This window comes from Streptococcus parasanguinis, assembly GCF_901875555.1.
GTDB classification, from domain to species: domain Bacteria; phylum Bacillota; class Bacilli; order Lactobacillales; family Streptococcaceae; genus Streptococcus; species Streptococcus parasanguinis_H.
The window spans coordinates 47,222-71,013 of the sequence record NZ_CABFMD010000022.1; the positions used below are offsets into that span (position 1 = coordinate 47,222).

The window sequence follows — 23,792 nt, forward strand, 5'->3', positions numbered from 1 at the left end:
GAATGAGGTGCACGAGATGTTGTTAGAAGAATTTGACGCCAACCGACAGGCGATTATTAATCCACAAGACTTACACAAACCAATTGAAGGATTTCCCAAAGTAGTCATCTCTTGCTTTTCCAGAGTAACTTTTGCGCGCCTCCTTGAAAATTATGAACATGAGGTCATCACAAGAACCTCCATGGCCAACTTTGAAGTTCTGGTTTATGGGATCACTATTGGAGACCAACAGATTGCTGTCTTTAATGCGCCAGTTGGGGCTGCTTCCTGTGTGGGAATTATAGAGGATTTGATTCAATTTGGGATGGAAAAACTCGTTCTCTTTGGGACTTGTGGGGTTTTGGACCAAGATATTGAGGCAACCTCCATCATCATTCCAACATCTGCCCTTCGAGACGAGGGGACTAGTTACCACTATCTTCCGGCTAGTGATGAAGTGGAAGTAAATAAGGAAAGCCTTCCTCTCTTCCAAGCCTTTCTGGATCGTCACAAGGTTTCCTATCAGTCAGGAAAAGTGTGGACGACAGATGCTCCCTACCGAGAAACCATCGACAAGATGAAGCGTCGAAAGGAAGCAGGAGCTATTTGTGTGGATATGGAATGTTCGGCCGTGGCAGCCTTAGCAGCCTTTAGGGGCTTTGAACTCTGCCACTTCTTCTACGCGGCAGACCACCTCTCTGAAGAAAAATGGGATATCCGAACCTTATCTAGTCATGAGGATTTAGATAGCAAGGATCGAATTGCGGAGTTAGCCCTCCAATTTGCACTCTTATGGGAGAAGGCAAACTAAATGAAAGAAGCAATGATTGAACTGAAGGATTTTTCCTTCCAATACAAGGCACAGTCTGAACCAACCTTGAAAAATCTCAACTTAACCATTTATAAGGGGGAAAAGGTCCTAATTGTTGGACCATCTGGTTCTGGAAAGTCAACCATTGGCCAGTGCTTAAATGGGATTATTCCCAATATTTATAAAGGAACCAGTAGTGGGCAATTCCTCATTCAGGGAAAAGAGGCCTTTGATCTCAGTATTTATGAGAAATCTCACTTGGTCAGTACGGTTTTGCAGGATACAGATGGTCAATTTATTGGTCTCAGTGTCGCAGAAGACTTAGCTTTTGCCCTTGAAAACGATATGGTGGAGCTGGGAACGATGAAAGAGCGTGTGCAGAGTTGGGCAGAACGATTAGATTTGAACAAGCTCTTGGATCATCGACCTCAAGATTTATCCGGTGGTCAAAAGCAGCGGGTGAGCTTAGCAGGCGTTCTGATTGACGAGAGTCCGATTCTACTCTTTGATGAACCACTGGCTAATCTAGATCCCAAGTCGGGCCAGGATATTATCGATCTGATCGATCAGATTCATGAAGAACAGGGGACGACCACCATTATTATCGAACACCGTTTAGAGGATGTACTCTACCGTCCTGTCGATCGGGTCATCTTGATCAATCAAGGCCAAGTTCTCTTTAATGGTCAACCAGATGAGTTGTTGAGAACGACACTGTTGGGTGAAAATGGGATTCGAGAACCTCTCTATTTAACAACTCTTCGTCAACTCGGTCAGGATTTAGATCAATTGGAGCATCTGGATCGTCTGGAAGATATTGAGCTTACCGGTGTGAATCATTCCATTCCAGAAGCAACCTTTGCTAAAACTGGTGAAGCAGAAGAACTATTGGAGTTGGAGCAGATTTCCTTTGCTTATCAAGAAAATCATCCGATCTTGAAAAATATTTCCCTCAGTATACCTAAGGGCCAGCGCTTAGCCATTGTCGGGAAGAATGGGGCAGGGAAATCAACTCTTGCTAAAGCCATCTGTGGCTTCATTACGACTGAAGGACAATACACCTTTAGAGGAGAAGACATCAAGCAGGAGAGTGTCAAGGAACGGGCAGAGCGAGTCGGCTATGTCTTGCAAAACCCCAATCAAATGATTTCAACCAACATGATTTTTGACGAGGTGGCTTTAGGCTTGCGCTTGCGGGGTGTCGCTGAAGAAGACATCAAAGAACGTGTCTATCAAGCGCTGAAGACTTGTGGCCTCTATGAGTTTCGTAAATGGCCGATTTCTGCTCTGTCATATGGACAAAAGAAACGGGTGACCATCGCTTCTATACTGGTTTTAGGACCAGAAATTTTGGTCTTGGACGAGCCAACGGCAGGTCAGGACCAGCGCAATTACACTGAAATCATGGAATTTCTAGATACCTTGCAACAAAAAGGCCATACCATTGTCATGATTACCCATGATATGCAGCTCATGCTGGACTATTCCGATCGTGCAGTAGTGGTGACAGATGGTCAGATCATTGCCGACCTATCTCCTGCGGAATTGTTCACCCGTCCAGATATTTTACGACAGGCTAATTTGAAAGAGACATCCATTTTTGCCTTGGGCAATCGCTTAGGTGTTGATCCATTGGCCCTCACGCAATTTTACATGGAACAGAAAGGAGCAGGTCATGAATCATCGATTAGTCGGCTACCATGAGGGGAGCAGTTTTCTTCATCGCCTTTCAGGGGCGAGTAAGTTGCTCTTTCTTCTTTTAGTCTCTCTTGCAGCCATGCTGAGTTATGATACCAGGCTCCTTTTGGGAATTGGTCTGGGTGCCTTGGCCTTGTTCTCTACTGCCCATATTCGCTTTCGGGATATTTCTTTTGTACTTGGATTTGCTATTGTTTTTGCTTTTCTAAATGTGCTCATGGTCTATCTCTTTGCTCCTCAGTATGGGGTAGAGATTTATGGAGCGAAAACAATCCTCATCAAGGGCTGGGGAGCATACAGCATCACCTCTCAGCAGCTCTTTTATCTCTTTAATCTAGCTCTGAAGTATATTTGTACCATTCCTTTGGCTCTTATTTTCTTGATGACGACCCATCCCAGCCAATTTGCTTCGAGTCTCAACCAGATTGGCGTATCCTACAAGATTGCCTATTCTGTCAGCTTGACGCTGCGTTACATTCCTGACGTACAGGAAGAATATCAAACGATTAAATTGTCTCAGGAAGCCAGAGGAGTGGAGTTGTCCAAAAAGGCCAAACTGATCCAGCGAATTAAAGGCAATTTGCAAATCATCTCTCCCTTAATTTTTAGCTCACTCGAGCGGATTGACAGCATTTCTACAGCCATGGAATTACGTCGCTTTGGAAAAAATAAAAAGCGCACTTGGTATTCTTACCAAGCCATGAAAGGGAAAGATTATGGGATGATTCTATCAGCCATAGCTGTACTGGTTTTAAGTATTATCCTGATTGTTCTTAATCAGGGACGTTTTTACAATCCATGGAGGTCATGACATGTCAGAAACAATTTTAGTCACAGGTGCTTCGGCTGGTTTCGGTCAAGCGATCTGCCGTCGTTTAGTTGCAGATGGACACCGCGTCATTGGAGCAGCCAGACGTATCCAGAAATTACAGAAGTTACAAGAGGAGCTTGGAGAGTCCTTTTACCCCCTTCAAATGGATGTGACAGATCTTTCTCAGGTAGATCATGCCCTTGCTAGTTTACCAGCAGATTGGTCTCAGATTGACGTTTTGATCAACAATGCTGGACTTGCGTTAGGTCTTGCTCCAGCCCAGGAAGCAGAGATGGCAGACTGGTTGACCATGATTCAGACCAATATCGTTGGCTTAGTCTATTTGACACGGCAAATCTTACCTCAGATGGTGGAGCGAAATGATGGCTATATCATCAATATGGGCTCTACAGCAGGGACAGTTCCTTATCCAGGTGCCAATATCTACGGAGCTTCCAAGGCTTTTGTCAAACAATTCTCCCTCAATCTTCGGGCAGATTTGGCGGGGAAGAAGATTCGTGTCAGCAATATTGAACCCGGTCTTTGTGAAGGGACAGAATTCTCTTTCGTCCGTTTTAAAGGAGATGAAAAACGGGTGGAATCCCTCTATCAGGATGCACATGCCATTCAGCCTGAAGACATTGCAAATACAGTTTCTTGGTTGCTCCAACAACCCAAGCATGTCAATGTGAATCGCATCGAGATCATGCCGGTTTCTCAAACATTTGGCCCTCAGCCCGTTTATCGCGATTAATGCTCATTTCAACCAATACCTGCCGTGTTGGTTGATTTTTTAGTTTTATCTAAATTTTTGGTATAATAGATGGCAAAGTAAGGAGAATGAGATGTCAAGCGCTTTAGTCATTGGTTCCACTGTTTGTGATGTCATGGTCTATTTAGACCGACTACCTAGTCGAGAAGGCGATGCCCATATTGATCATCAGCAATGGTCTGTCGGAGGGTGTGCCTTTAATGTTGTCAATATCTTGCATTTTTTGTCCCAAGACTATGAGTTTATCTCACCCGTTGGTTCGGGTATTTACGGAGATTTTGTAAAGAGTCACTTAAAAGAATTGGGCATTACTTCCTCGATCTCATTAGCTGGTCCAAATGGTTGTTGCTACTGCTTTGTAGAGTCAGATGGCGAACGGACCTTCTTATCGGATCACGGTGTGGAGTATAGCTTCCAAGCAGAATGGCTCAAAGATATCGCAACCGAACGGTTTGATTATATATATTTGTGTGGCCTAGAAGTAGAAGAACCAACCGGTCTTGCCTTGGTAGAGTCGGTTTCTCAATGCCAGGGACAGGTCATTTTCGCCCCTGGGCCAAGAGGACTCCTGATTCCGACAGAGCGACTGGGAGCGATCTATGATCTTCATCCAATCCTGCACGTCAATGAAGCAGAAGCCCTTGCCTTTTCTGGATGTGATGATATTCGGAAGGCTGCTGAGAAATTGCACCAACGAACGGGTCAATTGGTCATTGTGACCTTAGGTGAAAAAGGAGCGATTGCCTATGATGGCACCTGGTACCAAGCCGCGGGTCAACCTGCACAAGTCGTGGATACAGTTGGTGCTGGCGATAGCCATGTAGGAGGCTTTCTGGCAGCGCGCTTAAGAGGGTTAGAAATCGAAGAAGCCCTCAGCTTTGCCAATAAAGTCTCCAGCCAAATTGTCGCAACCAAGGGCGTTCACCTCACTCAGGAACAATACCAAGCACTAAGAAAAGAACTCGCACAAAACTAAAAAGAGAGTGGGACAGAAATCGGTCATTCGTTAGAATTCGATTTGGTCGTCCCACCTCCACACAGTTGAGTAGGGTTGTAAAAGCTGATGAAATCAGCGTAGTAGAGCCCACTCATGCTCAAACTCCAAAGACAATTGAGAGGCTAGGACTTTTGTCCCAGCCTCTTATTTGACTTTATCCGCTTGGCCCTTTGTATCTTAATTTACAAAGGGCGTTTATTGGGCATTCCTGCTTTTCTTGGGTATTTGTTGGGGGTTTCTTTTTTCTTTTCTACGATAGTGATATAGCGCGGATCCCCATTTGGCAATGCATACTGTAGATTGTCTTCAACCTTGCTAAAGAGCAGGTTAAGAGCATTTTTTGCTTCCTCTAACTCTTCTGGAGCGTTACTGGCCTTGAGAGCGAGGAGGCGACCACCGACTTTTAGATAAGGAATGGTCAGCTCAGATAGGACCTGCATCCGGGCAACAGCACGTGCAGTCACGACGTCAAATTGAGCACGAAAGGCCTTGTCTTGTGCAAAGTCCTCAGCCCGTCCATGGTAGAAATGAACACCATTCAAGCCTAACTCTTCAGCCAGCAGGTGGAGAAAGTTGATTCGCTTATTGAGGGAGTCGATAATAGTCACATCCAGCTCAGGAAAAAGGATTTTCATGGGAAGGCTGGGAAAGCCTGCACCAGCCCCAATATCCAAGAGACGAATCGGCCGATTTTCAATCAAACCTTGCAAAATCGGTGCGATAGAATCATAAAAATGCTTGAGGTAAACCTCGTCCTTTTCAGTGATGGCAGTCAGGTTGATCTTTTCATTCCATTCAACGAGGAGCTCAAAATAGCGTTCGTATTGTTTTTTTTGATGTTTGGTTAACGGGTAGCCGAGATCGGCTAAACGTTCATAAAATTCTTCTGTTTTCATGGTATTATTTTACCACAAAAGAAGGGAAATTTGATATACTGGTAGAAAGAAATGAAAGGAATTCAATAAAATGACTTGGATTATTCTTGGGATCGTAGTGGTCCTTGTGTTATTGGTAATTGGAGTTTACAACGGTTTGGTTAGAAGCCGGATGCAAACTCGCGAGGCTTGGAGCCAAATTGACGTGCAATTGAAACGTCGGAATGACTTGCTTCCAAACTTGATCGAAACCGTCAAAGGCTATGCAAAATACGAAGGCGACACACTTGCAAAAGTGACGCAACTTCGTCAACAAGTCGCTCAAGCAGCATCTCCTGCTGAAGCGATGGCAGCCAGTGATGCTCTTTCCCGTCAAGTGGCAGGAATCTTTGCGGTAGCTGAAAACTACCCAGACTTGAAAGCCAACACCAACTTCATGCAATTGCAGGAAGAATTGACCAATACAGAAAATAAAATTTCTTATGCGCGTCAATTGTACAACAGTGTTGCAAGCAACTACAATGTGAAATTGGAAACTTTCCCAACAAATGTAATTGCTGGAATGTTTGGCTTTAAACAAGCCGAATTCCTTCAAGTGCCTGAAGAAGAAAAGGCAGTACCAAAGGTGGACTTTAGCGGATTAGGAGACTAATATGCTGTTTGACCAAATTGCAAGCAATAAAAGGAGAACCTGGATTCTCCTTATTGCTTTTTTCATACTCTTGGCTCTCATCGGAGCAGCTGTCGGCTATCTTTGGTTGGGCTCTTCTCTTGGTGGGATTATCCTCGCCTTGATCATTGGTGGAATTTATGCCTTTAGCATGATCTTTCAATCGACTGAGATCGTCATGCGGATGAACGGGGCGCGTGAGGTAACGGAAGAGCAAGCTCCTCAGCTCTACCACATTGTCCAAGACATGGCCATGGTAGCTCAGATCCCTATGCCTCGGGTCTATATTGTAGAGGATCCGTCTATGAACGCTTTTGCGACGGGTTCCAACCCTCAAAATGCTGCCGTTGCAGCCACGACAGGGCTTCTAGCGGTCATGAACCGTGAGGAACTCGAAGCGGTCATTGGACATGAAGTCAGTCATATCCGTAATTACGATATTCGTATCTCCACGATTGCAGTTGCCTTGGCCAGCGCTATCACGATGCTCTCTAGTATCGGTGGCCGGATGATGTGGTGGGGCGGTGGCCGTAGACGGGATGATGATCGAGAAGGTGGTAGTGGTTTGGAAATTATTATCCTGATCCTTTCCATACTAGCGATTATCTTGGCTCCTTTAGCAGCAACCTTGGTGCAGTTAGCCATTTCTCGTCAGCGAGAATTCTTGGCAGATGCCTCAAGTGTCGAATTGACACGGAATCCTCAAGGAATGATCAATGCTTTGTTAAAGCTAGACAATAGCGAACCAATGCAACGACATGTCGATGATGCGAGCAGTGCTCTTTTTATCAACGATCCAAAAAAAGAATCCGGTTTGCAAAAACTTTTTTATACCCACCCGCCAATTGCAGAGCGCGTGGCACGTTTAAGAAAAATGTAAAGGAAATCAACCATTAGCAATGTTAAGAGTATGGGGAAACAGTTTTTCTTTACAAATCTAATCAATTCTATAAAAATGAAAGAAATTTATTCGTTAGAATGATTTAGTCATCTATGGAAACTTTCCGCCGTGAGAAAAGTACCTAAAACACAATTGTTTCAGGTACTCGGAATTATTGAGACATTAGGCTCAATAATTAGTCTTGGAACTTCGACGAAGTTCGCTGACGTCCGTACTCACCTAAGGAAAGTTTTTAAGATGATTTTGTCTTCAATTTGAATCCACCAAACGGTGGATTTTTTATTTGCTAGACAAAAGGACGGTGCCGAAACCGAGAATGGCAAACATTCCCCAGGCAATAGGAAGGCTCCAGATAGCGAGACCAGAGAAGAGGGCTGTTCCAAGTGGCATAGCAAAGCTGACCATCAGTCCCAAAAAGCTAGAGGTAGAGGCTAATTTTTCAGCTGGCAATTTGCTCATTAAAAGACTGGAAACTTTTGGATTGATTTTTGCAACAAGATAACCGAGGAAAGTGACAAGTAGAAGGCAAAGGATATCCCAGCGAACCAACATATTTGTGAGCCCAAGCATGGTTAGGCCACCTGCAATCCACAGTAGGATATGATGGAGCGATTGCTTGGAAAAATAGTCATGGGGTGTCAGGCTAGCCCAGACCATACTCAGGATAGTGACAACTTCAAGGACGAGGAGGGACTGGCTATAACTGAAGTGAAAGAAGGGATGATGGAGAAATTGAAGATTGTAAATCCCAGAAATGGATCCGCCCAAAGCATTGATGAAAACTAAGGATAGGAGAATTCTTCCAAAGTTGTGAACCTCTTCATCTGCAAAAATAGTGGTAACATTGCGATACATGTCTCGACATTCTTGAAGGAAAGAAACTTTCTGACGAGCATCCACTTGAATCGGTTCGTGGGTCAGTTGACTGCGTCGGATGAAAAGACAAGTGGAAGACAGAAGAAATGCCAGGGCATTGATCGAAGCCACAAGTGCAAAATTTTGGTGACTGATAGCTAAAAGCCAGACTCCCAACGCTTGACCTGAAATAGAACAAACCATACTAAGCAGTTGATTGAAGGAATAGGCTTCCATCAGATCCTCACTAGGGATGTTCTTCTGCATAATGGGAAGTTGCAGCCCTCCACGGTAATCACTTAAACTATCTGACACAATATTCAAGAAGCAAACGATCGAAAAGGCCAAGTAACCCGGAATCTTGTTCATCAGTGCAATGATGACGAAAAGGATAGCTTGCAGAAAGCCCATTCGGATCAGCCAGTCAGCTTTTTTAGCGGTGTGATCGGCCTTCATTCCAATGAAAATGGTGAAAAGACTTGGGATAAAAACAATGAGATTGGCGATCCCAACTGCCAGACTAGGGTGAGGCATGCTAGCCGCAAAGACCACAAAGACTAGGTTGTAAATCGCAGCACCAAGGGTATTCAAAAAACGTGAAAGACTCAGTAAAGCAAAGATGTGATTGCGAAATAAGAGTTTCATAAGCTTTTCTCCTTCTGTTTAGCAGAAACAATAACTTCTCTTAAACGGTGCACCACCTGCTTGAGAAGAAACAGTTTCTCTTCTTCCGTCAGTTCTAATTTTTCCTCTTTAACATAAAAACTAGTCTGTTTAAGGAAATAATGAAGGAGACGATTCTTTAGTCTGGTTATCATGCGGGGACCTCTTTCTTTTTTTGATGATCCTATTGTAACCCCTAAAAGCAAGAAAATTTATATGTTGCATATTTTCAACGAAAAGAGAGTGGGACAGAAATCGGTCATTCGTTAGAATTCGATTTCGTCGTCCCACCTCCGCACAGTTGAGTAGGGCTGTAAAAGCTGATGAAATCAGCGTAGTAGAGCCCACTCAACCACTGCGTCTTGCCCAATAATCCAAAAAACAAGAAGAGGCTATGACTTTTGTCCCAGCCTCTTCAGATTGAAAACAAAGTTATCTTAAAAACTTTCCTAGGGTGAGTACGGACGTCAGCGAACTTCTTAGAAGTTCCATGACTTAGTTTTGAACCCAAAGTTTCAAAACTCCCGAGTACTTGAAACATCAATGTTTCAAGTACTTTTCTCACAGCGGAAAGTTTCAGTGTTTTCTTGATTCATTTTAAAAATTGAAATTCATTGTTTTTCCTTTGCAGAATTCATTAAGTGATTCTACTTAAAAAATAGTTTGCTACATCCTAAACACTCATAGAATAAATCTGTGAGTTTTCAGGATTCCTTGATCAATTCTTGCATACCCTGTTTGTAGTAGTTGGCACTAACCTTGCAATCAAGGATGGATAGAACCTGAATGGCCTCCTCCATCTTTTCTAGACCAGTTTCTTTTTCTCCCTTTCGATAAAGAAGTTCCCCTTTGGCATAGAGATAAACCGTCCGAAGGTAGGCTTCGTTTTCAGAGTAAAAGTGGTCCTTGATCAGCTGATCAAAATAGGTTGCATCTTCAAATTCTTTTGAACTAATGGCCAGAAAAAAGCCATTGAGAAAAATAGAGTTGAGGGCAGGCAGAGAAGAGTCTAGGAGAAGCTTGAAGTCCTCCCGTTGGACCAATTCCTCTGTGTATTGTCGATAGAGCTGACTAGAGAAAAGAGGAGAAGTCAGTGAAAATAGGCTTAACTCAAAATTTCCCCAGACCATGACAGAGAAGAGGTAGTCATAGAGGAAATCTAGTTCCTCTTGGCTAGCGGCCAACTCTACCTCAGGATAGTTGCCAAGCATTTGGGCCTTGAGAATAATGCTGGCTAAGAAGTCTTCTTTTTTGTGATCTTTCTGATAGGCTAGCTGATAGCGTTGGTACAAGGCTTGATCATGTTCCAAGCTCATGTTTTCATAGTGCTCTTTCAACAAGTTGGGGATAAAAGAGTGTTGGTCGATCCCTGCTAGATGAGAGAACTCACTTAGGCTGGTTTTGATCTGTTGAAGGGCATGAAAAAAACGTTGCGTCGTCAGGTCATTTTCCCCTCTCTCAAATCGAGACAGCATGGAGCGTGAAAATTCTCCACCTGTAGCTTCTTCTAAAGAGATGTGACGACTTTCCCGTATTTGCCTAAAAACAGCTCCTATATCTTTCATCTTTTCTCCTCTTTTAGCTGGTATTTTTCAACCAATTGCTCAACAGTTTTCCCCTTGCTTAACCAATCGACCAGACGATCTAATCGACGAATTTCCTGCATCAAAGGATCCTGAATCGTTTCAATTTGAACGCCACAAACTTTCCCAGTAATCAGTGTTCGATTGGGGTGATAGGCGGGAGCTTGGCGAAAGAAATCTCCGTAGCTTCCGTCACGCTTTTTCCATTCTTGCAGTTCCTCCAGAGAATAGCCTGTTAATAGCGAGGTGATTTGGTCAAGGCTGGTCTCTTTTCCACCCTTTCGTAAGACTTTTTGGACTAAAGCTGTATATACAGTTGAAAATGATAAATTGTAAACTCTTGCCATCGGATTTCCTTTATCTTTTTTCATGATTATAACAAATTTTTGAGGAGACTTCTTGGTTGAAGGGACAGCTTCATGATATACTAATAGTATCTAGAAGATTTGAGGACAAAAGAATGAACTTATACACACAAGAAATCCGTAAAAACCCTGAAGGACTAGCTTTTGATCAAGAGTTGGATTTGCTAAAGGAATTGCAAAAGCGTAATCCAGAAATTCTTGATTTAAAAGATGTCAAAGCGACAGGTCAAGTAACTTACGATACTGGTCTCTATGTCTTGGATTACCAATTGAACTATACCATCGTCCTTGCCTCTAGCCGGAGCATGGAACCTGTTGAGATCAACGAAAGCTATCCTGTGACAGAAGTGTTCGCTGAGGACGCACAGTCAGAGGCAGATATCGAAGCCTTAGAAGAGGATTTGATCCTTCCTATTGAAGGAGGCAAGATTGACCTAAGTGAGAGTGTGGCGGATAATATCTTGCTCAATATTCCTCTTAAGGTCCTCACTCCAGAAGAAGAGGCTGGACACGGCTTTATCGAGGGCAATGATTGGAAAATCATGACAGAAGAAGAGTACCAAGAAGCTCAAGCGGTTAAGAAAGAAGAAAACAGTCCTTTTGCAGGTCTTCAAGGATTATTTGACGAAGAATAGGCTAGGGATGACATATTAAAAATCTAAACATAAATACAGATCTTTTCTTTGAGGAAAGACCTTCTTTTGGTATACTAGGATTTATAAACAACAGAGGGGAGACCTCTGAAAAAGGAGAAAAGTATGGATACATTATTTATTCCAGGTTGGTTGATTACTTTTGTAATCGTAGCCATTCTTGTATTGATCTTGTTGGTCAAAGGGTATGTCAACGCTAAACCAAACGAAGTTGTTGTTATTACAGGTCTTCGGAAGCAACGCCACTTACGCGGGAAAGCTGGTTTTATGATTCCCTTTGTCGAACAACGCTCTTATCTTGATATTGAGCAATTCTCGACAGATGTTCGGACATCTGAAGCAGTCCCAACACTGGACTTCATTAACGTCCGTGCCGATGCAGCTGTTAAATTAAAAATCGGTACAACCGATGAGATGATTGCCCGTGCTGCAGAGAACTTCTTGAACTGGAATACAACGGATATTTCCAACTCTGTTCAAGATGTCTTGGAAGGGAACTTGCGGGAAGTAATCGGTCAGATGGAGCTCCGTAAGATGGTCAATGACCGTCAAGAGTTTGCCTCAAAGGTGCAAGACAACGTAGCGCCAGACTTGGCTAAAATGGGGCTTGAAGTCATCGCCTTTACGGTCCAATCCTTCTCTGATGAAGGGGGAGTCATCGACAACCTCGGGATTGAAAATGTTGAAACCATTAAGAAAGATGCCTTGATTGCCAAAGCTAAAGCAGAACGCGAACGCAAGGAAGTCGAAGCAGAACAAGACAAATTGGCCAACGACAAACGTGTTGCAGCCGATCTTGAAATTGCGCAAAAACAAAACGAATTAAAACTTAAACAAGCAGCTCTCAAGCAAGAAGCAGATATTGCCCAAGCAAAAGCAGATGCTGCGAAAGGGATTGAGGCAGAAGTGCAACGTCGTGAACAAGAGCGCGTGGCAGCTGAAGCCAATATCATGAAACAAGAAAAAGAAGCGGAAGTCAAAGAGCGCGAAGTTAAGGTTCGTGAACAAGAATTGGATGCCAACATCCGTAAGCAAGCCGAAGCTGAAAAGTATGCTCGTCAACAAGCTGCAGAAGCAGAATTGATCGAACGCCAGCGTAAGGCGGAAGCAGAACTCTTCGAAACACAAAAAGAAGCCGAAGCTCGGAAGGCTCAAGCCGAAGCTGAGAAATTTGCTCAATTGCAAGAGGCCGAAGCCATCGAAGCCAAAGGTCGTGCAGAAGCAGAAGCCATTCGCTTGAAACTAGAAGCCGAAGCCAAAGGTTTGGACCAAAAGGCCGAAGCGATGAAGAAAATGCAAGAAGCTGCCATTACTGAAATGGTCGTTGATAAGTTGCCTGAAATTGCGCGTGCTGTCGCTGAACCATTAACCAAGGTGGATAAGATCACGATGTACGGGGAAGGCAATGCTTCTAAGATGGTGGGCGATATTATGCAAAGTATCGACCAAGTCTCTCAAGGAGCTGGATTTGATATTCGTCAATTGCTAGCAGGAGCTCTTGGGGTCAATATGACGGTCAATAAACTCAAAGAAGGAGAACAACCGGTCATTGAAGCAGAGGAGTTGGCTTCTAAAGAAGATTAATGTCATTCTTAAGAGAGTGTCTGAGAACTGTTTCTCGGGCACTTTTGTTTTTAAGATCAAATGATTTGCAGGAACTTCTCCTTCTTGGAGAAGGCGGGAAGCCATTTTCTGCTTTCTTTTGAGGAGGAAAAATGGTAAAATAAGGGCAAACTATAAAGAGGAGTGTCACATGACAAAAGCTAACTTTGGTGTTGTTGGTATGGCCGTAATGGGTCGTAACCTTGCCCTTAATATTGAATCTCGTGGCTATACAGTTGCCATTTTTAACCGTAGTAAAGAAAAAACAGAAGACGTTATTGCTTGCCATCCAGATAAAAACTTCGTGCCAAGCTATGATATCGAAAGCTTCGTAAACTCTATTGAAAAACCACGTCGGATCATGCTTATGGTTCAAGCTGGACCGGGTACAGATGCGACCATCCAAGCCCTTCTTCCACACTTGGATAAAGGGGACATCTTGATCGACGGAGGAAATACTTTCTACAAAGATACTATCCGTCGTAATGAAGAATTGGCGAACTCAGGGATCAACTTCATCGGTACTGGTGTCTCTGGTGGGGAAAAAGGTGCCCTTGAAGGACCATCTATCATGCCGGGTGGACAAAAAGAAGCTTATGACTTGGTAGCGGATGTTCTTGAAGAAATCTCAGCTAAAGCACCAGAAGATGGCAAACCATGTGTGACTTACATCGGTCCTGATGGAGCTGGTCACTATGTGAAAATGGTCCACAACGGGATTGAGTATGGTGATATGCAATTGATTGCTGAAAGCTATGATTTAATGCAACACTTACTTGGTCTTTCTGCAGAAGACATGGCTGAAATCTTCACTGAGTGGAACAAGGGTGAATTGGACAGCTACTTGATCCAAATAACAGCAGATATCTTGAAACGTAAAGACGACGAAGGCCAAGATGGACCCATTGTAGACTACATCTTAGACGCTGCAGGTAACAAAGGAACGGGTAAATGGACGAGCCAATCAGCTCTTGATCTTGGTGTGCCATTGTCACTGATTACAGAGTCTGTATTTGCTCGTTATATTTCTGCCTACAAAGAAGAACGCGTTCACGCTAGCAAGGTGCTTCCAAAACCAGCTACCTTCAAATTTGAAGGCGACAAGGCTGAGTTGATTGAAAAGATTCGTCAAGCTCTTTACTTCTCAAAAATTATTTCTTACGCACAAGGTTTTGCACAATTGCGTGTTGCTTCTAAAGAAAACAACTGGAACTTGCCATTTGCGGACATCGCATCTATCTGGCGCGACGGATGTATCATCCGTTCTCGTTTCTTGCAAAAGATCACAGATGCCTATAACCGTGATGCAGATCTTGCTAACCTTCTATTGGATGAGTACTTCTTGGATGTTACTGCTAAGTACCAACAATCAGTTCGTGAGATCGTTGCTCTTGCTGTTCAAGCTGGCGTACCTGTACCAACCTTCTCAGCAGCCATCACATACTTTGATAGCTACCGCTCAGCGGATCTTCCAGCAAACTTGATTCAAGCACAACGTGACTACTTTGGGGCTCATACATACAAACGTAAAGACAAAGAAGGTACCTTCCACTATTCTTGGTACGACGAAAAATAATCTTGCTCTATGGTCAAACGAGTTCTACTAGTAGAAAATGAGAAGCAAATCGCTCGCTTCATTGATTTGGAACTTCAAAAAGAAGGGTATCAAGTTGATGTTGTCGAGGATGGAAAAGCGGGTCTGGCCTTGATTGCTGCGACTAAATATGATCTGATCTTGTTTAATTACGATCTGTCAGATATGTCTGGTGAAACATTCGCAGAGGAAATCAGTCAGATCCGCCCAGCTTCTGTTTTGATTGTATTGGATAGCCGCGAAAAAATTGCTGAGCACAAAGAGAGTATTCAGCGCTTTGCCGTTTCCTATATGGTCAAACCCTTTATTATCAGCGATTTGGTCGATAAGATCACAGCCATTTTTAGAGGACGTGATTATATTGACCAACATTGTAGCCAGATGAAAATCCCAACTGCTTACCGCAATTTGCGCATTGATGTGGAACACCATACCGTCTATCGTGGGAAGGACATGATTAGTTTGACCCGCAGGGAATATGACCTCCTAGCGACTCTGATGGGAAGCAAGGGAGTGGTGACACGAGATCAGTTGTTGGAGAGTGTCTGGAAGTACGAGAGTACGGGTGAGACCAATATTGTCGACGTCTATATCCGTTATCTTCGTGGGAAAATTGATCTACCCGGTCAAAAAAGCTATATAAAGACTGTTCGTGGGATTGGCTATGCCATGCAAGATGCATTAGAATAAAAACATTCGAACCCTTAGAGGGTTCGAATGTTTTTATGTCTCAAGGGAAACGTTTGCGTTAGGAAAGAATAGGTTTTAAAAAGGATTTAGCCTAAAAAAGAGTAAAAAAAAAGATAAAATTTGGAGAAAAAATGAATGTAAGGCTTTACAAAAATTTAAAATATGGTATACTAGAAACAAATTAAGCGCAAACGTTTTCTCAAAAACAAAGCCTTAAGCAATATAAGGAGGTTGAATGATGAATAAAGGATCATTCAAAAGTTTATTTAGCTTTGAATTCTGGCAGAAGTTCGGTAAGGCCTTGATGGTCGTTATCGCTGTCATGCCAGCGGCTGGGTTGATGATTTCAATCGGGAAATCTATCCCTATGATCAACCCGAATTTGTCTCCACTTGTTATTACAGGTGGGATTCTCGAACAAATCGGTTGGGGGGTTATTGGAAACCTTCACATCCTGTTTGCACTCGCTATCGGTGGTAGCTGGGCCAAAGAACGTGCAGGGGGTGCCTTTGCAGCTGGTCTCTCATTTATCTTGATTAACCGTATTACCGGTGCAGTTTTCGGAGTGACATCTGCAATGTTAGCTGATAAAGCTGCAACGGTTCACACAATCTTCGGTGGATCAATTAAAGTTGCGGATTACTTTATCAGTGTTCTTGAAGCACCAGCTCTTAATATGGGGGTATTTGTAGGGATTATCTCAGGTTTTGTTGGAGCAACAGCCTTTAATAAATACTACAACTACCGTAAACTCCCAGAAGCCCTTTCTTTCTTCAATGGGAAACGCTTTGTACCATTCGTTGTTATCGTCCGTTCAGCTGCTACAGCCTTGGTTTTGGCAGCCTTGTGGCCAGTAGTCCAATCAGGAATTAATGGATTTGGTGTTTGGATCGCCAACTCACAAACCACTGCCCCAGTATTGGCACCATTCTTGTTCGGTACCTTGGAACGTCTTCTCTTGCCATTTGGTCTTCACCACATGTTGACCATTCCAATCAACTATACTCAATTGGGTGGTAGCTACCAAGTACTTACAGGTGCTGCCAAAGGAACAACAGTATTTGGACAAGATCCACTTTGGTTGGCTTGGGTAACAGACCTTGTTAACTTGAAGAAAGCAGATCCTAGTCAGTATCAACACTTGCTTAAAGCATACGTACCAGCTCGTTTCAAAGTTGGTCAAATGATCGGATCATTTGGTATCTTGATGGGGGTTGTGGTGGCTATCTACCGCAATGTGGACCCAGATAAAAAAGAAAAATACAAAGGGATGCTTGTTGCAACTGCTCTTGCAACCTTCTTGACAGGTGTTACAGAACCAATTGAATACATGTTCATGTTCATTGCAACACCATTGTACTTGATCTACGCCTTTGTTCAAGGTGCTGCCTTTGCAATGGCTGACTTGGTTCACCTTCGTGTTCACTCATTCGGTTCCATCGAATTCTTGACACGTACTCCAATGGCCATCAACGCTGGTTTGGCACTAGATATCTTTAACTTTGTATGGGTAACAGTCCTCTTTGGATTTATCATGTACTTCATTGCCAACTTCATGATTAAGAAATTCAATTATGCGACTCCAGGACGTAATGGAAACTACGAACAAAATGATGATGCCCCTTCAGGAGATGGTGCAACAGCTGGAGCTACTACAAGCTCAGCAAGCTCACAAGTGATTAACATCATCAACCTTCTTGGTGGACGTGCCAATATCGTAGATGTTGACGCATGTATGACTCGTCTTCGTGTAACCGTTAAGGACGCTGAAAAAGTCGGTACTGAAGAACAATGGAAAGCAGAAGGAGCTATGGGCCTTGTCATGAAAGGACAAGGTGTCCAAGCGATCTACGGACCTAAAGCTGACGTATTGAAATCTGATATCCAAGACGTTCTTGATTCAGGCGAAGTCATTCCTGGAACACTTCCTAGCCAAATGACAGCAGTTCAAAAGGCTGAAGCAACCTTTAAAGGGGTGACGGATGAAGTGCATTCCGTTGCAGATGGTGAAGTGATTAACATCGAAGATGTGAAAGATCCTGTATTCTCACAAAAAATGATGGGTGACGGATTTGCGGTTGAGCCTGAAAATGGCCACATCGTTTCACCAGTTGCTGGTAAAGTTACTAGCGTCTTCCCAACCAAACATGCCCTTGGTTTGGTAACAGATAATGGTTTGGAAGTATTGGTTCACATCGGTCTAGATACAGTTAGTCTTGAAGGAAAACCATTCGAGGTTAAAGTTACTGAAGGTCAAACAGTGGCTGCTGGGGACCTCTTGGTAGAAGCAGACCTTGATGCGATCCGTGAAGCAGGTCGTGAAACTTCAACAATTGTTGTTTTCACAAATGTAGATGCGATTAAATCAGTCAAGGTCGAACATACTGGTAAATTGGCTGCAAATGCGCCTGTTGCAACAGTAGAATTATAAGAGATGTCGGCAAAGAAAACGAGGTTGGGGCAGTGTACCCGGCCTCTTGCCGTTTCTTGATTTGGAGAGAAGGAGAAATCAGGGGATGAAATTTTTAACATTAAATTCCCATAGTTGGATGGAAGAGAATGCCCAGCAAAAATTTGAAACCCTCAAGGAACAAATTTTAGAAGCACAATATGATGTGATCTGTTTTCAAGAGGTCAATCAAGAAATGGGCTCAGAAGCAGTCGAAACGGATGAGTATTATCAAGCCTTGCCATCAGCTGTAGCCATTCACAAGGATCATTTTGTTCGCGTATTGGTTGAGGAGTTGGCTGCTCAAGGTCTTCACTATTACTGGACTTGGGCCTACAACCATATTGGCTATGATCACCTCAATGAAGGGGTAGCCGTTCTTTCGCGTCAACCTTTGAAGGCGGATGAGATATTGGTCTCCAATATGGATGATCCAACGGACTACCATACGCGTCGGGTGGCCGTTGCCCATACCAGTGTCGATGGAAAAGAGATTGCTGTTGCCAGTGTCCATCTTTCTTGGTGGGACAAAGGCTTCCAATTTGAGTGGCCACGCATTGAGAAGTACTTCAGCCAAGTAGGTAAACCCTTTATTCTAGCGGGTGATTTCAATAATCCTGCTGGTCAAGAAGGCTATGAAACGATTATATCAAGTTCACTTGAACTTCAAGATAGCTTTATTGAAGCTAAAGAAACAAAGGGTACCTATACTGTAGGTCCTGGAATTGATGGCTGGACAGACAATCAAATTCCATTGCGGATTGATTACATCTTTGCAAGTCCAGAATGGAACATCCAGCGTCTTTATGTCATCTTTGATGGGGAAAATAGACCCCATGTCAGTGACCATTATGGCTTAGAAGCTGAATTATCACTCTAATGTGAACGAAGAGTCGAAAGGAAAACGATTTTATTTAAATCGTCCTTCGACTCTTTTTTATGGATCAAAGTGGAGCAGGCATAGGGGATTCTCCTGTTCTTCTGCTTTCTTTACGATTCAGTTTATGGTAAAATGAAGTGTTAAAACAGTTTAAGGAGGTAGCAAATGCGTTGTCCAAAATGTGGTGGAAGTAAGTCTAGTGTGGTGGATAGTCGACAAGCTGAAGATGGGAATACCATCCGTCGTCGCAGGGAATGCGAAGAATGCCATTATCGCTTTACTACCTACGAACGTGTAGAAGAACGGACTCTAGTAGTTGTCAAAAAGGATGGGACACGCGAGCAATTTTCTCGTGATAAAATCTTTAATGGCATTATCCGCTCGGCTCAAAAACGGCCTGTTTCTAGTGATGAAATCGAAGAAATTGTAAACCGGATTGAACAAAAGGTTCGCAGCCAAAGTGATAATGAAATCAACAGTGAGTATATTGGTTCTTTAGTCATGGATGAGTTGGCAGATCTGGATGAGATCACCTATGTCCGTTTTGCTAGTGTTTACCGGAGTTTCAAGGATGTCGGTGAGTTAGAGACTCTCTTGAAACAAATCACGAAGGGAACCAAGAAGAAAAAGGAAAAATAGATGAAGCCCAATACGCCTTTCGCATTTTTAAAAAATAATCTTCTTCCACCGGCAGGGGCTGCATTGGAGCAGTATTACCTACCTATTTTGGAGACGGATACGGTAGCGGTTTATCGGTATCTACTCGCCTCTTATGATCAGGGTGAAAAACAATATTTACTGGCACAAATCCTCAATCACTTGAATATAGGATTTCCACAATTGCTACTAGCCTTTGATCGTTTAATTGCCATGGGTTTACTCGATCTCTATGAGGAAGAAGTTGGGATCACCATTCAATTACATGCTCCTCTTGAGGCCGAATCCTTTTTTTCAAATGCTGTTTTTAAACGCTTGCTTGAAAAGAAAATTGGGGAAAAGGCGGTGGAGGATCTGCTTCCAGCACGCTCTTTAGGAACTAGACGGCAAGTGTCCTTCTCGCAAGTCTTTGGATTAGACGCTGGTGAGGTGACTGTTGTTCCAAGCAAGAAACAGCAGTTTGATATGGACATGTTTAAACGAATGATGGGGCGTGATGGACTTCGTTTTGCGGATGAAGGAGAAGCGACTCTGGCCCTCTTTGCCATCGCAGAAGAGCAGCAATGGACCTGGTATGAAACCTATCTTTTAGCCAAAGAAACAGCTGTAGAGCGGATTGTCTCTCCAAAGAGAATGAAGCAGAAGTTGGCTCAGTCTAGCCAGGAGCAAGCACGTATGTCCTATAGCCGTCAGGAAGAAACTATTCTGAGAGAAGCGAAGGCAAAATCCAGCTTACAATTTTTAGCGGAGATTAAGAAGGCGCGCAATGCAAACATTACGCAGAGCGAACGCAAGACGCTATCTAAGTTAGCTGATCTAGGTTTACTAGATGAGGTGATCAACATTATCTTATTGTTGACCTTTAACAAGACCCAGTCTGCTAATCTGAATGAAAAGTATGCTTTGAAGGTAGGAAATGATTTTTCTTATCAAGGGGTCAACAGTGCGGAACTGGCAATTTTAAAAGTTCGAGAACGCCAGAAACAGGCTAAGGTTCAAGGAAACAAGGGGACGAGTCCTACATCAGCCAAGGGCAAGCAAAACAATGTTCCCAAGTGGAGTCAACCACATTATCAAAATCAAACCAGTCAAGAAGAAAAGGTGGATCTTGCAAAAGAGAAACAACGCCTGTTAGAAAAACTGAATCAAGGAGGTGAGTAGATGGAAAGTGTAGGTCAAACCATGTCTCACATGAATCGTGCGCGTCAATTTAACTATGAGGATTTGGTCGCACAGATCTTGGCAGACCAAGAAGTTGCGGCTTTTATCAAGGACAGGTCTTTGTCTCAACAAGAAATTCATCGTAGTATTTCAAAGTTTAATCAATACATCAGTGAGCGCAACCGTTTCTTATTGGGAGATCCGGATTATATTGCCAAAGGTTATAAGCCCATCCTCACCATGAATGAAGGATATGCGGATGTCGCTTATGAGGAGACACCAGAGTTAATCGAAGCCCAAAAACGTGCTGCAATCAACCAACGTCTGAACTTGATCAATCTCCCTTCAACCTTGAAAGAAGCGAGTCTAGCCAAGGTAGAGCTCGATGATAAGGGACGATTTGTGGCCTTTGAGGAATTAGCTAATTTTGTAGCTAACTATCCCGAGTATCAAAAGGGAATTTACCTCTATGGTGATTTTGGAGTAGGAAAGAGCTACATGATGGCAGCACTGGCTCATGATTTATCAGAAAAACGCCAGGCCTCTACCACTCTACTACATTTCCCAAGTTTTGCTATCGATGTCAAAAATGCCATCAGTTCGGGCTTGGTCAAAGAAACCGTAGATCAGGTGAAAAAAGCCGAAATTTTAATTCTCGATGATATCGGTGCGGAACAGATGTCAGCCTGGGTGCGAGACGAAATCTTACAAGTGATTCTGCAACACCGGATGCAGGAAAATCTTCCGACCTTCTTTACCTCTAACTTTAATTTTGAAGAGTTGGAACGTCATTTTGCGGCTTCGCGCAATGGAGATGAAACCTGGCAGGCCAAACGTGTCATGGAGCGCGTGAAATTTTTAGCCAAGGAAATCCACTTGGAAGGAGTCAATCGCCGATGAATGAAACCATCCGTTTAATGAAATCTCATTTTTCTGTTCGCCGCTTTAAGGAAGAACCGATTAAAGAAGCCGATCTCAAGGAAATCTTATCAGCTGGGCAGATGGCATCAAGTTGGAAAAACTTTCAATCTTATTCTGTGATTGTGGTGAAGAGCAAGGAAAAGAAAGAAGCTCTCTACGACTTGCTTCCTCAAGAAGCGATTCGCCAATCAGCCGTCTTTCTCCTCTTTGTTGGGGATTTAAACCGTGCTGAAAAAGCTGTCAAACTTCATGAGAAGGATTTTCATCCGGAAGGTGTGGATAATTTGTTGATCACTTCAGTGGATGCGGCTCTTGCAGCTCAAAATACGCTATTAGCAGCTGAAAGTCTCGGCTATGGTGGAGTCATCATCGGCATGTTGCGCTACTGTTCAGAGGAAGTTGCAAAACTCTTCCGTCTGCCAGACTATACCTATCCTGTTTTTGGGATTGCCCTCGGAGTACCCAATCAGCAGCATGCGGTGAAACCACGCTTGCCCTTGGAGCAGGTTGCTTTTGAAGAAGAATACCAAGAACAAGACTTCTCAGTTGTGACTGCCTATGACAAGGTTCAGGCAGATTATGCTGGAGCGCGTGCAACCGACAGCTGGAGTGAGAGCCTTGCAGCTCAATTTGGCCAACCTGAACAAGAAGAGACCAAAAAACTATTAGAAAAACACAAACTATTATAGAAATGAAGAGAGGCGTTCTTGAACCGAGGTCTTGCCTTTCATTAGAAAAGAGGAAATCATGGCCCTACCAACTATTGCGATTGTAGGCCGTCCCAACGTCGGAAAATCGACGCTCTTTAACCGGATTGCCGGTGAGCGGATCTCCATCGTTGAGGATGTAGAAGGAGTCACTCGGGACCGCATTTATGCAACAGCTGAGTGGTTGAATCGAAAATTTAGTATCATTGATACAGGGGGAATTGATGACGTAGATGCCCCATTTATGGAGCAAATCAAGCATCAGGCAGAAATTGCCATGGACGAAGCAGATGTCATCGTCTTTGTTGTTTCTGGAAAAGAAGGAATCACGGATGCGGATGAATATGTCACTCGTATCTTGTATAAGACCCATAAACCGGTCATTCTTGCAGTCAACAAAGTGGATAACCCAGAGATGCGCAATGATATCTATGATTTTTATGCCTTGGGGCTAGGTGAGCCACTACCGGTCTCCTCTGTCCACGGGATCGGAACTGGGGATGTGCTCGATGCCATCATCGAAAATCTTCCGAATGAAACAGAAAAAGAAAATCCAGATATCATTAAATTTAGCTTGATTGGTCGTCCAAATGTTGGAAAATCAAGCTTGATCAATGCAATCCTTGGCGAAGACCGTGTGATTGCAAGCCCGGTTGCAGGAACCACACGGGATGCCATTGATACCCATTTTACGGATGCAGATGGTCAAGAATTTACCATGATCGATACTGCCGGTATGCGCAAGTCAGGTAAAATCTATGAAAACACTGAGAAATATTCTGTTATGCGTGCCATGCGTGCCATCGACCGTTCAGATGTGGTTTTGATGGTCATTAATGCCGAAGAAGGAATTCGGGAGTATGATAAGCGGATTGCCGGTTTCGCCCATGAAGCTGGTAAAGGTATGATCATTGTTGTCAACAAATGGGATACTATTGAAAAAGACAACCATACCATGAAGCAGTGGGAAGAGGACATTCGCGATCAATTCCAATACCTTTCTTATGCTCCGATTGTCTTTGTGTCAGCTCTTACCAAACAACGTTTGCACAAGTTGCCAGAGATGATCAAACAGATTAGCGAAAGTCAAAATACTCGGATTCCTTCAGCTGTCTTGAACGATGTGATTATGGATGCTATTGCCATCAATCCAACGCCGACAGACAAAGGAAAACGCCTCAAGATCTTCTATGCGACCCAAGTGGCAACCAAGCCGCCAACTTTTGTGGTCTTTGTCAATGAAGAAGAGCTCATGCACTTCTCTTACCTCCGCTTCTTAGAAAACCAAATTCGTAAGGCCTTTGTTTTTGAAGGAACTCCGATCCATTTGATTGCGCGAAAACGGAAGTAGGGAATATACGAAAAATAACTGTTTTGATAAAATTTTTGGTTATTAGCCTCATCATTGTTTTCTTAACAGCCTGTCAATCAACGCGTCAAGAAAAATATTATAGTTCGATGAAAGACGGTGATGAGACGGACTATTCTAACTGTAAAA

General features: G+C 43.4%; 22 protein-coding genes and 2 pseudogenes. 19 read left to right on the forward strand and 5 right to left on the reverse strand.

Features of this window, described 5'->3' with window-relative positions; translation table 11 throughout:
- The first annotated feature begins 16 nt into the window (after window positions 1-16).
- The 6 genes and pseudogenes from JX304_RS05195 to JX304_RS05215 all read left to right on the forward strand — a co-directional run bounded on the left by JX304_RS05195 (window position 17) and on the right by JX304_RS05215 (window position 5,047).
- Window positions 17-790, forward strand: a complete 774-nt coding sequence (locus tag JX304_RS05195) for a nucleoside phosphorylase (RefSeq protein ID WP_205011551.1) — start codon at window positions 17-19, stop codon at window positions 788-790.
- A pseudogene (locus tag JX304_RS10950) lies at window positions 791-1,642 on the forward strand (DUF3744 domain-containing protein); the annotation flags it as partial.
- A gap of 33 nt (window positions 1,643-1,675) precedes the next feature.
- Window positions 1,676-2,494 (forward strand): annotated as a pseudogene (locus JX304_RS10955) (energy-coupling factor ABC transporter ATP-binding protein); the annotation flags it as partial.
- A complete protein-coding gene (locus JX304_RS05205; RefSeq protein ID WP_205011553.1) occupies window positions 2,466-3,299 on the forward strand; it encodes an energy-coupling factor transporter transmembrane component T family protein in 834 nt (277 codons plus the stop codon). The pseudogene JX304_RS10955 and the gene JX304_RS05205, both read left to right, overlap by 29 nt.
- 1 nt (window position 3,300) lies before the next feature.
- Window positions 3,301-4,053, forward strand: a complete 753-nt coding sequence (locus JX304_RS05210) for an SDR family oxidoreductase (protein WP_205011554.1) — start codon at window positions 3,301-3,303, stop codon at window positions 4,051-4,053.
- A 91-nt stretch (window positions 4,054-4,144) separates the two neighbouring features.
- Entirely contained in the window at window positions 4,145-5,047 is a 903-nt protein-coding gene (locus tag JX304_RS05215) for a carbohydrate kinase family protein (RefSeq protein WP_205011555.1), read from the forward strand.
- Between the two features lie 203 nt (window positions 5,048-5,250).
- On the opposite strand, the gene rsmG is transcribed toward JX304_RS05215, so the two are convergent.
- Window positions 5,251-5,964 (reverse strand): 16S rRNA (guanine(527)-N(7))-methyltransferase RsmG, encoded by a 714-nt coding sequence (rsmG, locus tag JX304_RS05220; protein ID WP_205011556.1) that lies wholly within the window; start codon window positions 5,962-5,964, stop codon window positions 5,251-5,253.
- 70 nt (window positions 5,965-6,034) lie between these two features.
- Here rsmG and JX304_RS05225 point away from each other — a divergent pair, with 70 nt between their 5' ends.
- A complete protein-coding gene (locus tag JX304_RS05225; protein WP_205011557.1) occupies window positions 6,035-6,595 on the forward strand; it encodes a LemA family protein in 561 nt (186 codons plus the stop codon).
- Window position 6,596: 1 nt separating this feature from the next.
- A complete protein-coding gene (htpX, locus tag JX304_RS05230; protein ID WP_205011558.1) occupies window positions 6,597-7,493 on the forward strand; it encodes a zinc metalloprotease HtpX in 897 nt (298 codons plus the stop codon).
- 300 nt (window positions 7,494-7,793) lie between these two features.
- On the opposite strand, the gene JX304_RS05235 is transcribed toward htpX, so the two are convergent.
- The 4 genes from JX304_RS05235 to JX304_RS05250 all read right to left on the reverse strand — a co-directional run bounded on the left by JX304_RS05235 (window position 7,794) and on the right by JX304_RS05250 (window position 10,962).
- Window positions 7,794-9,014: an MFS transporter gene (locus JX304_RS05235; RefSeq protein ID WP_205011559.1), complete on the reverse strand. Its 1,221-nt coding sequence runs from the start codon at window positions 9,012-9,014 to the stop codon at window positions 7,794-7,796.
- Window positions 9,011-9,187 (reverse strand): hypothetical protein, encoded by a 177-nt coding sequence (locus JX304_RS05240; RefSeq protein ID WP_200772517.1) that lies wholly within the window; start codon window positions 9,185-9,187, stop codon window positions 9,011-9,013. Before JX304_RS05240 ends, JX304_RS05235 begins: the two co-directional genes overlap by 4 nt.
- A 549-nt stretch (window positions 9,188-9,736) precedes the next feature.
- A complete protein-coding gene (locus tag JX304_RS05245) occupies window positions 9,737-10,597 on the reverse strand; it encodes a helix-turn-helix domain-containing protein (RefSeq protein ID WP_205011560.1) in 861 nt (286 codons plus the stop codon).
- Window positions 10,594-10,962 (reverse strand): DUF2200 family protein, encoded by a 369-nt coding sequence (locus JX304_RS05250; protein WP_205011561.1) that lies wholly within the window; start codon window positions 10,960-10,962, stop codon window positions 10,594-10,596. The genes JX304_RS05245 and JX304_RS05250 overlap by 4 nt, the downstream gene beginning before the upstream one ends.
- A 113-nt stretch (window positions 10,963-11,075) precedes the next feature.
- On the opposite strand from JX304_RS05250, the gene JX304_RS05255 reads away from it, so the two are divergent.
- From JX304_RS05255 to der, 11 genes are all read left to right on the forward strand, one after another.
- Window positions 11,076-11,615 (forward strand): YceD family protein, encoded by a 540-nt coding sequence (locus tag JX304_RS05255; RefSeq protein ID WP_205011562.1) that lies wholly within the window; start codon window positions 11,076-11,078, stop codon window positions 11,613-11,615.
- A gap of 123 nt (window positions 11,616-11,738) precedes the next feature.
- On the forward strand, window positions 11,739-13,217 hold the full coding sequence (locus tag JX304_RS05260) for a flotillin family protein (protein WP_003017392.1): 1,479 nt from the start codon (window positions 11,739-11,741) through the stop codon (window positions 13,215-13,217).
- Window positions 13,218-13,386: 169 nt separating this feature from the next.
- Window positions 13,387-14,811: an NADP-dependent phosphogluconate dehydrogenase gene (gene gndA / locus JX304_RS05265; protein WP_205011563.1), complete on the forward strand. Its 1,425-nt coding sequence runs from the start codon at window positions 13,387-13,389 to the stop codon at window positions 14,809-14,811.
- A gap of 9 nt (window positions 14,812-14,820) precedes the next feature.
- Window positions 14,821-15,519, forward strand: a complete 699-nt coding sequence (locus JX304_RS05270; protein ID WP_205011564.1) for a response regulator transcription factor — start codon at window positions 14,821-14,823, stop codon at window positions 15,517-15,519.
- 238 nt (window positions 15,520-15,757) lie between these two features.
- Entirely contained in the window at window positions 15,758-17,950 is a 2,193-nt protein-coding gene (locus JX304_RS05275) for a PTS transporter subunit IIBC (protein WP_205011714.1), read from the forward strand.
- A gap of 85 nt (window positions 17,951-18,035) precedes the next feature.
- Window positions 18,036-18,848, forward strand: a complete 813-nt coding sequence (locus tag JX304_RS05280) for an endonuclease/exonuclease/phosphatase family protein (RefSeq protein WP_205011565.1) — start codon at window positions 18,036-18,038, stop codon at window positions 18,846-18,848.
- 165 nt (window positions 18,849-19,013) lie between these two features.
- Entirely contained in the window at window positions 19,014-19,487 is a 474-nt protein-coding gene (gene nrdR, locus JX304_RS05285; RefSeq protein WP_003005476.1) for a transcriptional regulator NrdR, read from the forward strand.
- Window positions 19,488-20,666 (forward strand): DNA helicase, encoded by a 1,179-nt coding sequence (locus JX304_RS05290; RefSeq protein ID WP_205011566.1) that lies wholly within the window; start codon window positions 19,488-19,490, stop codon window positions 20,664-20,666.
- Window positions 20,667-21,566: a primosomal protein DnaI gene (dnaI, locus tag JX304_RS05295; RefSeq protein ID WP_205011567.1), complete on the forward strand. Its 900-nt coding sequence runs from the start codon at window positions 20,667-20,669 to the stop codon at window positions 21,564-21,566. It begins immediately after the preceding gene.
- Window positions 21,563-22,276: a nitroreductase family protein gene (locus tag JX304_RS05300; protein ID WP_205011568.1), complete on the forward strand. Its 714-nt coding sequence runs from the start codon at window positions 21,563-21,565 to the stop codon at window positions 22,274-22,276. The genes dnaI and JX304_RS05300 overlap by 4 nt, the downstream gene beginning before the upstream one ends.
- Before the next feature lie 58 nt (window positions 22,277-22,334).
- The gene (gene der, locus JX304_RS05305) at window positions 22,335-23,645 is read left to right on the forward strand and encodes a ribosome biogenesis GTPase Der (protein ID WP_205011569.1); all 1,311 of its coding nucleotides are present in this window, start codon (window positions 22,335-22,337) and stop codon (window positions 23,643-23,645) included.
- The last annotated feature ends 147 nt before the right edge of the window (window positions 23,646-23,792 follow it).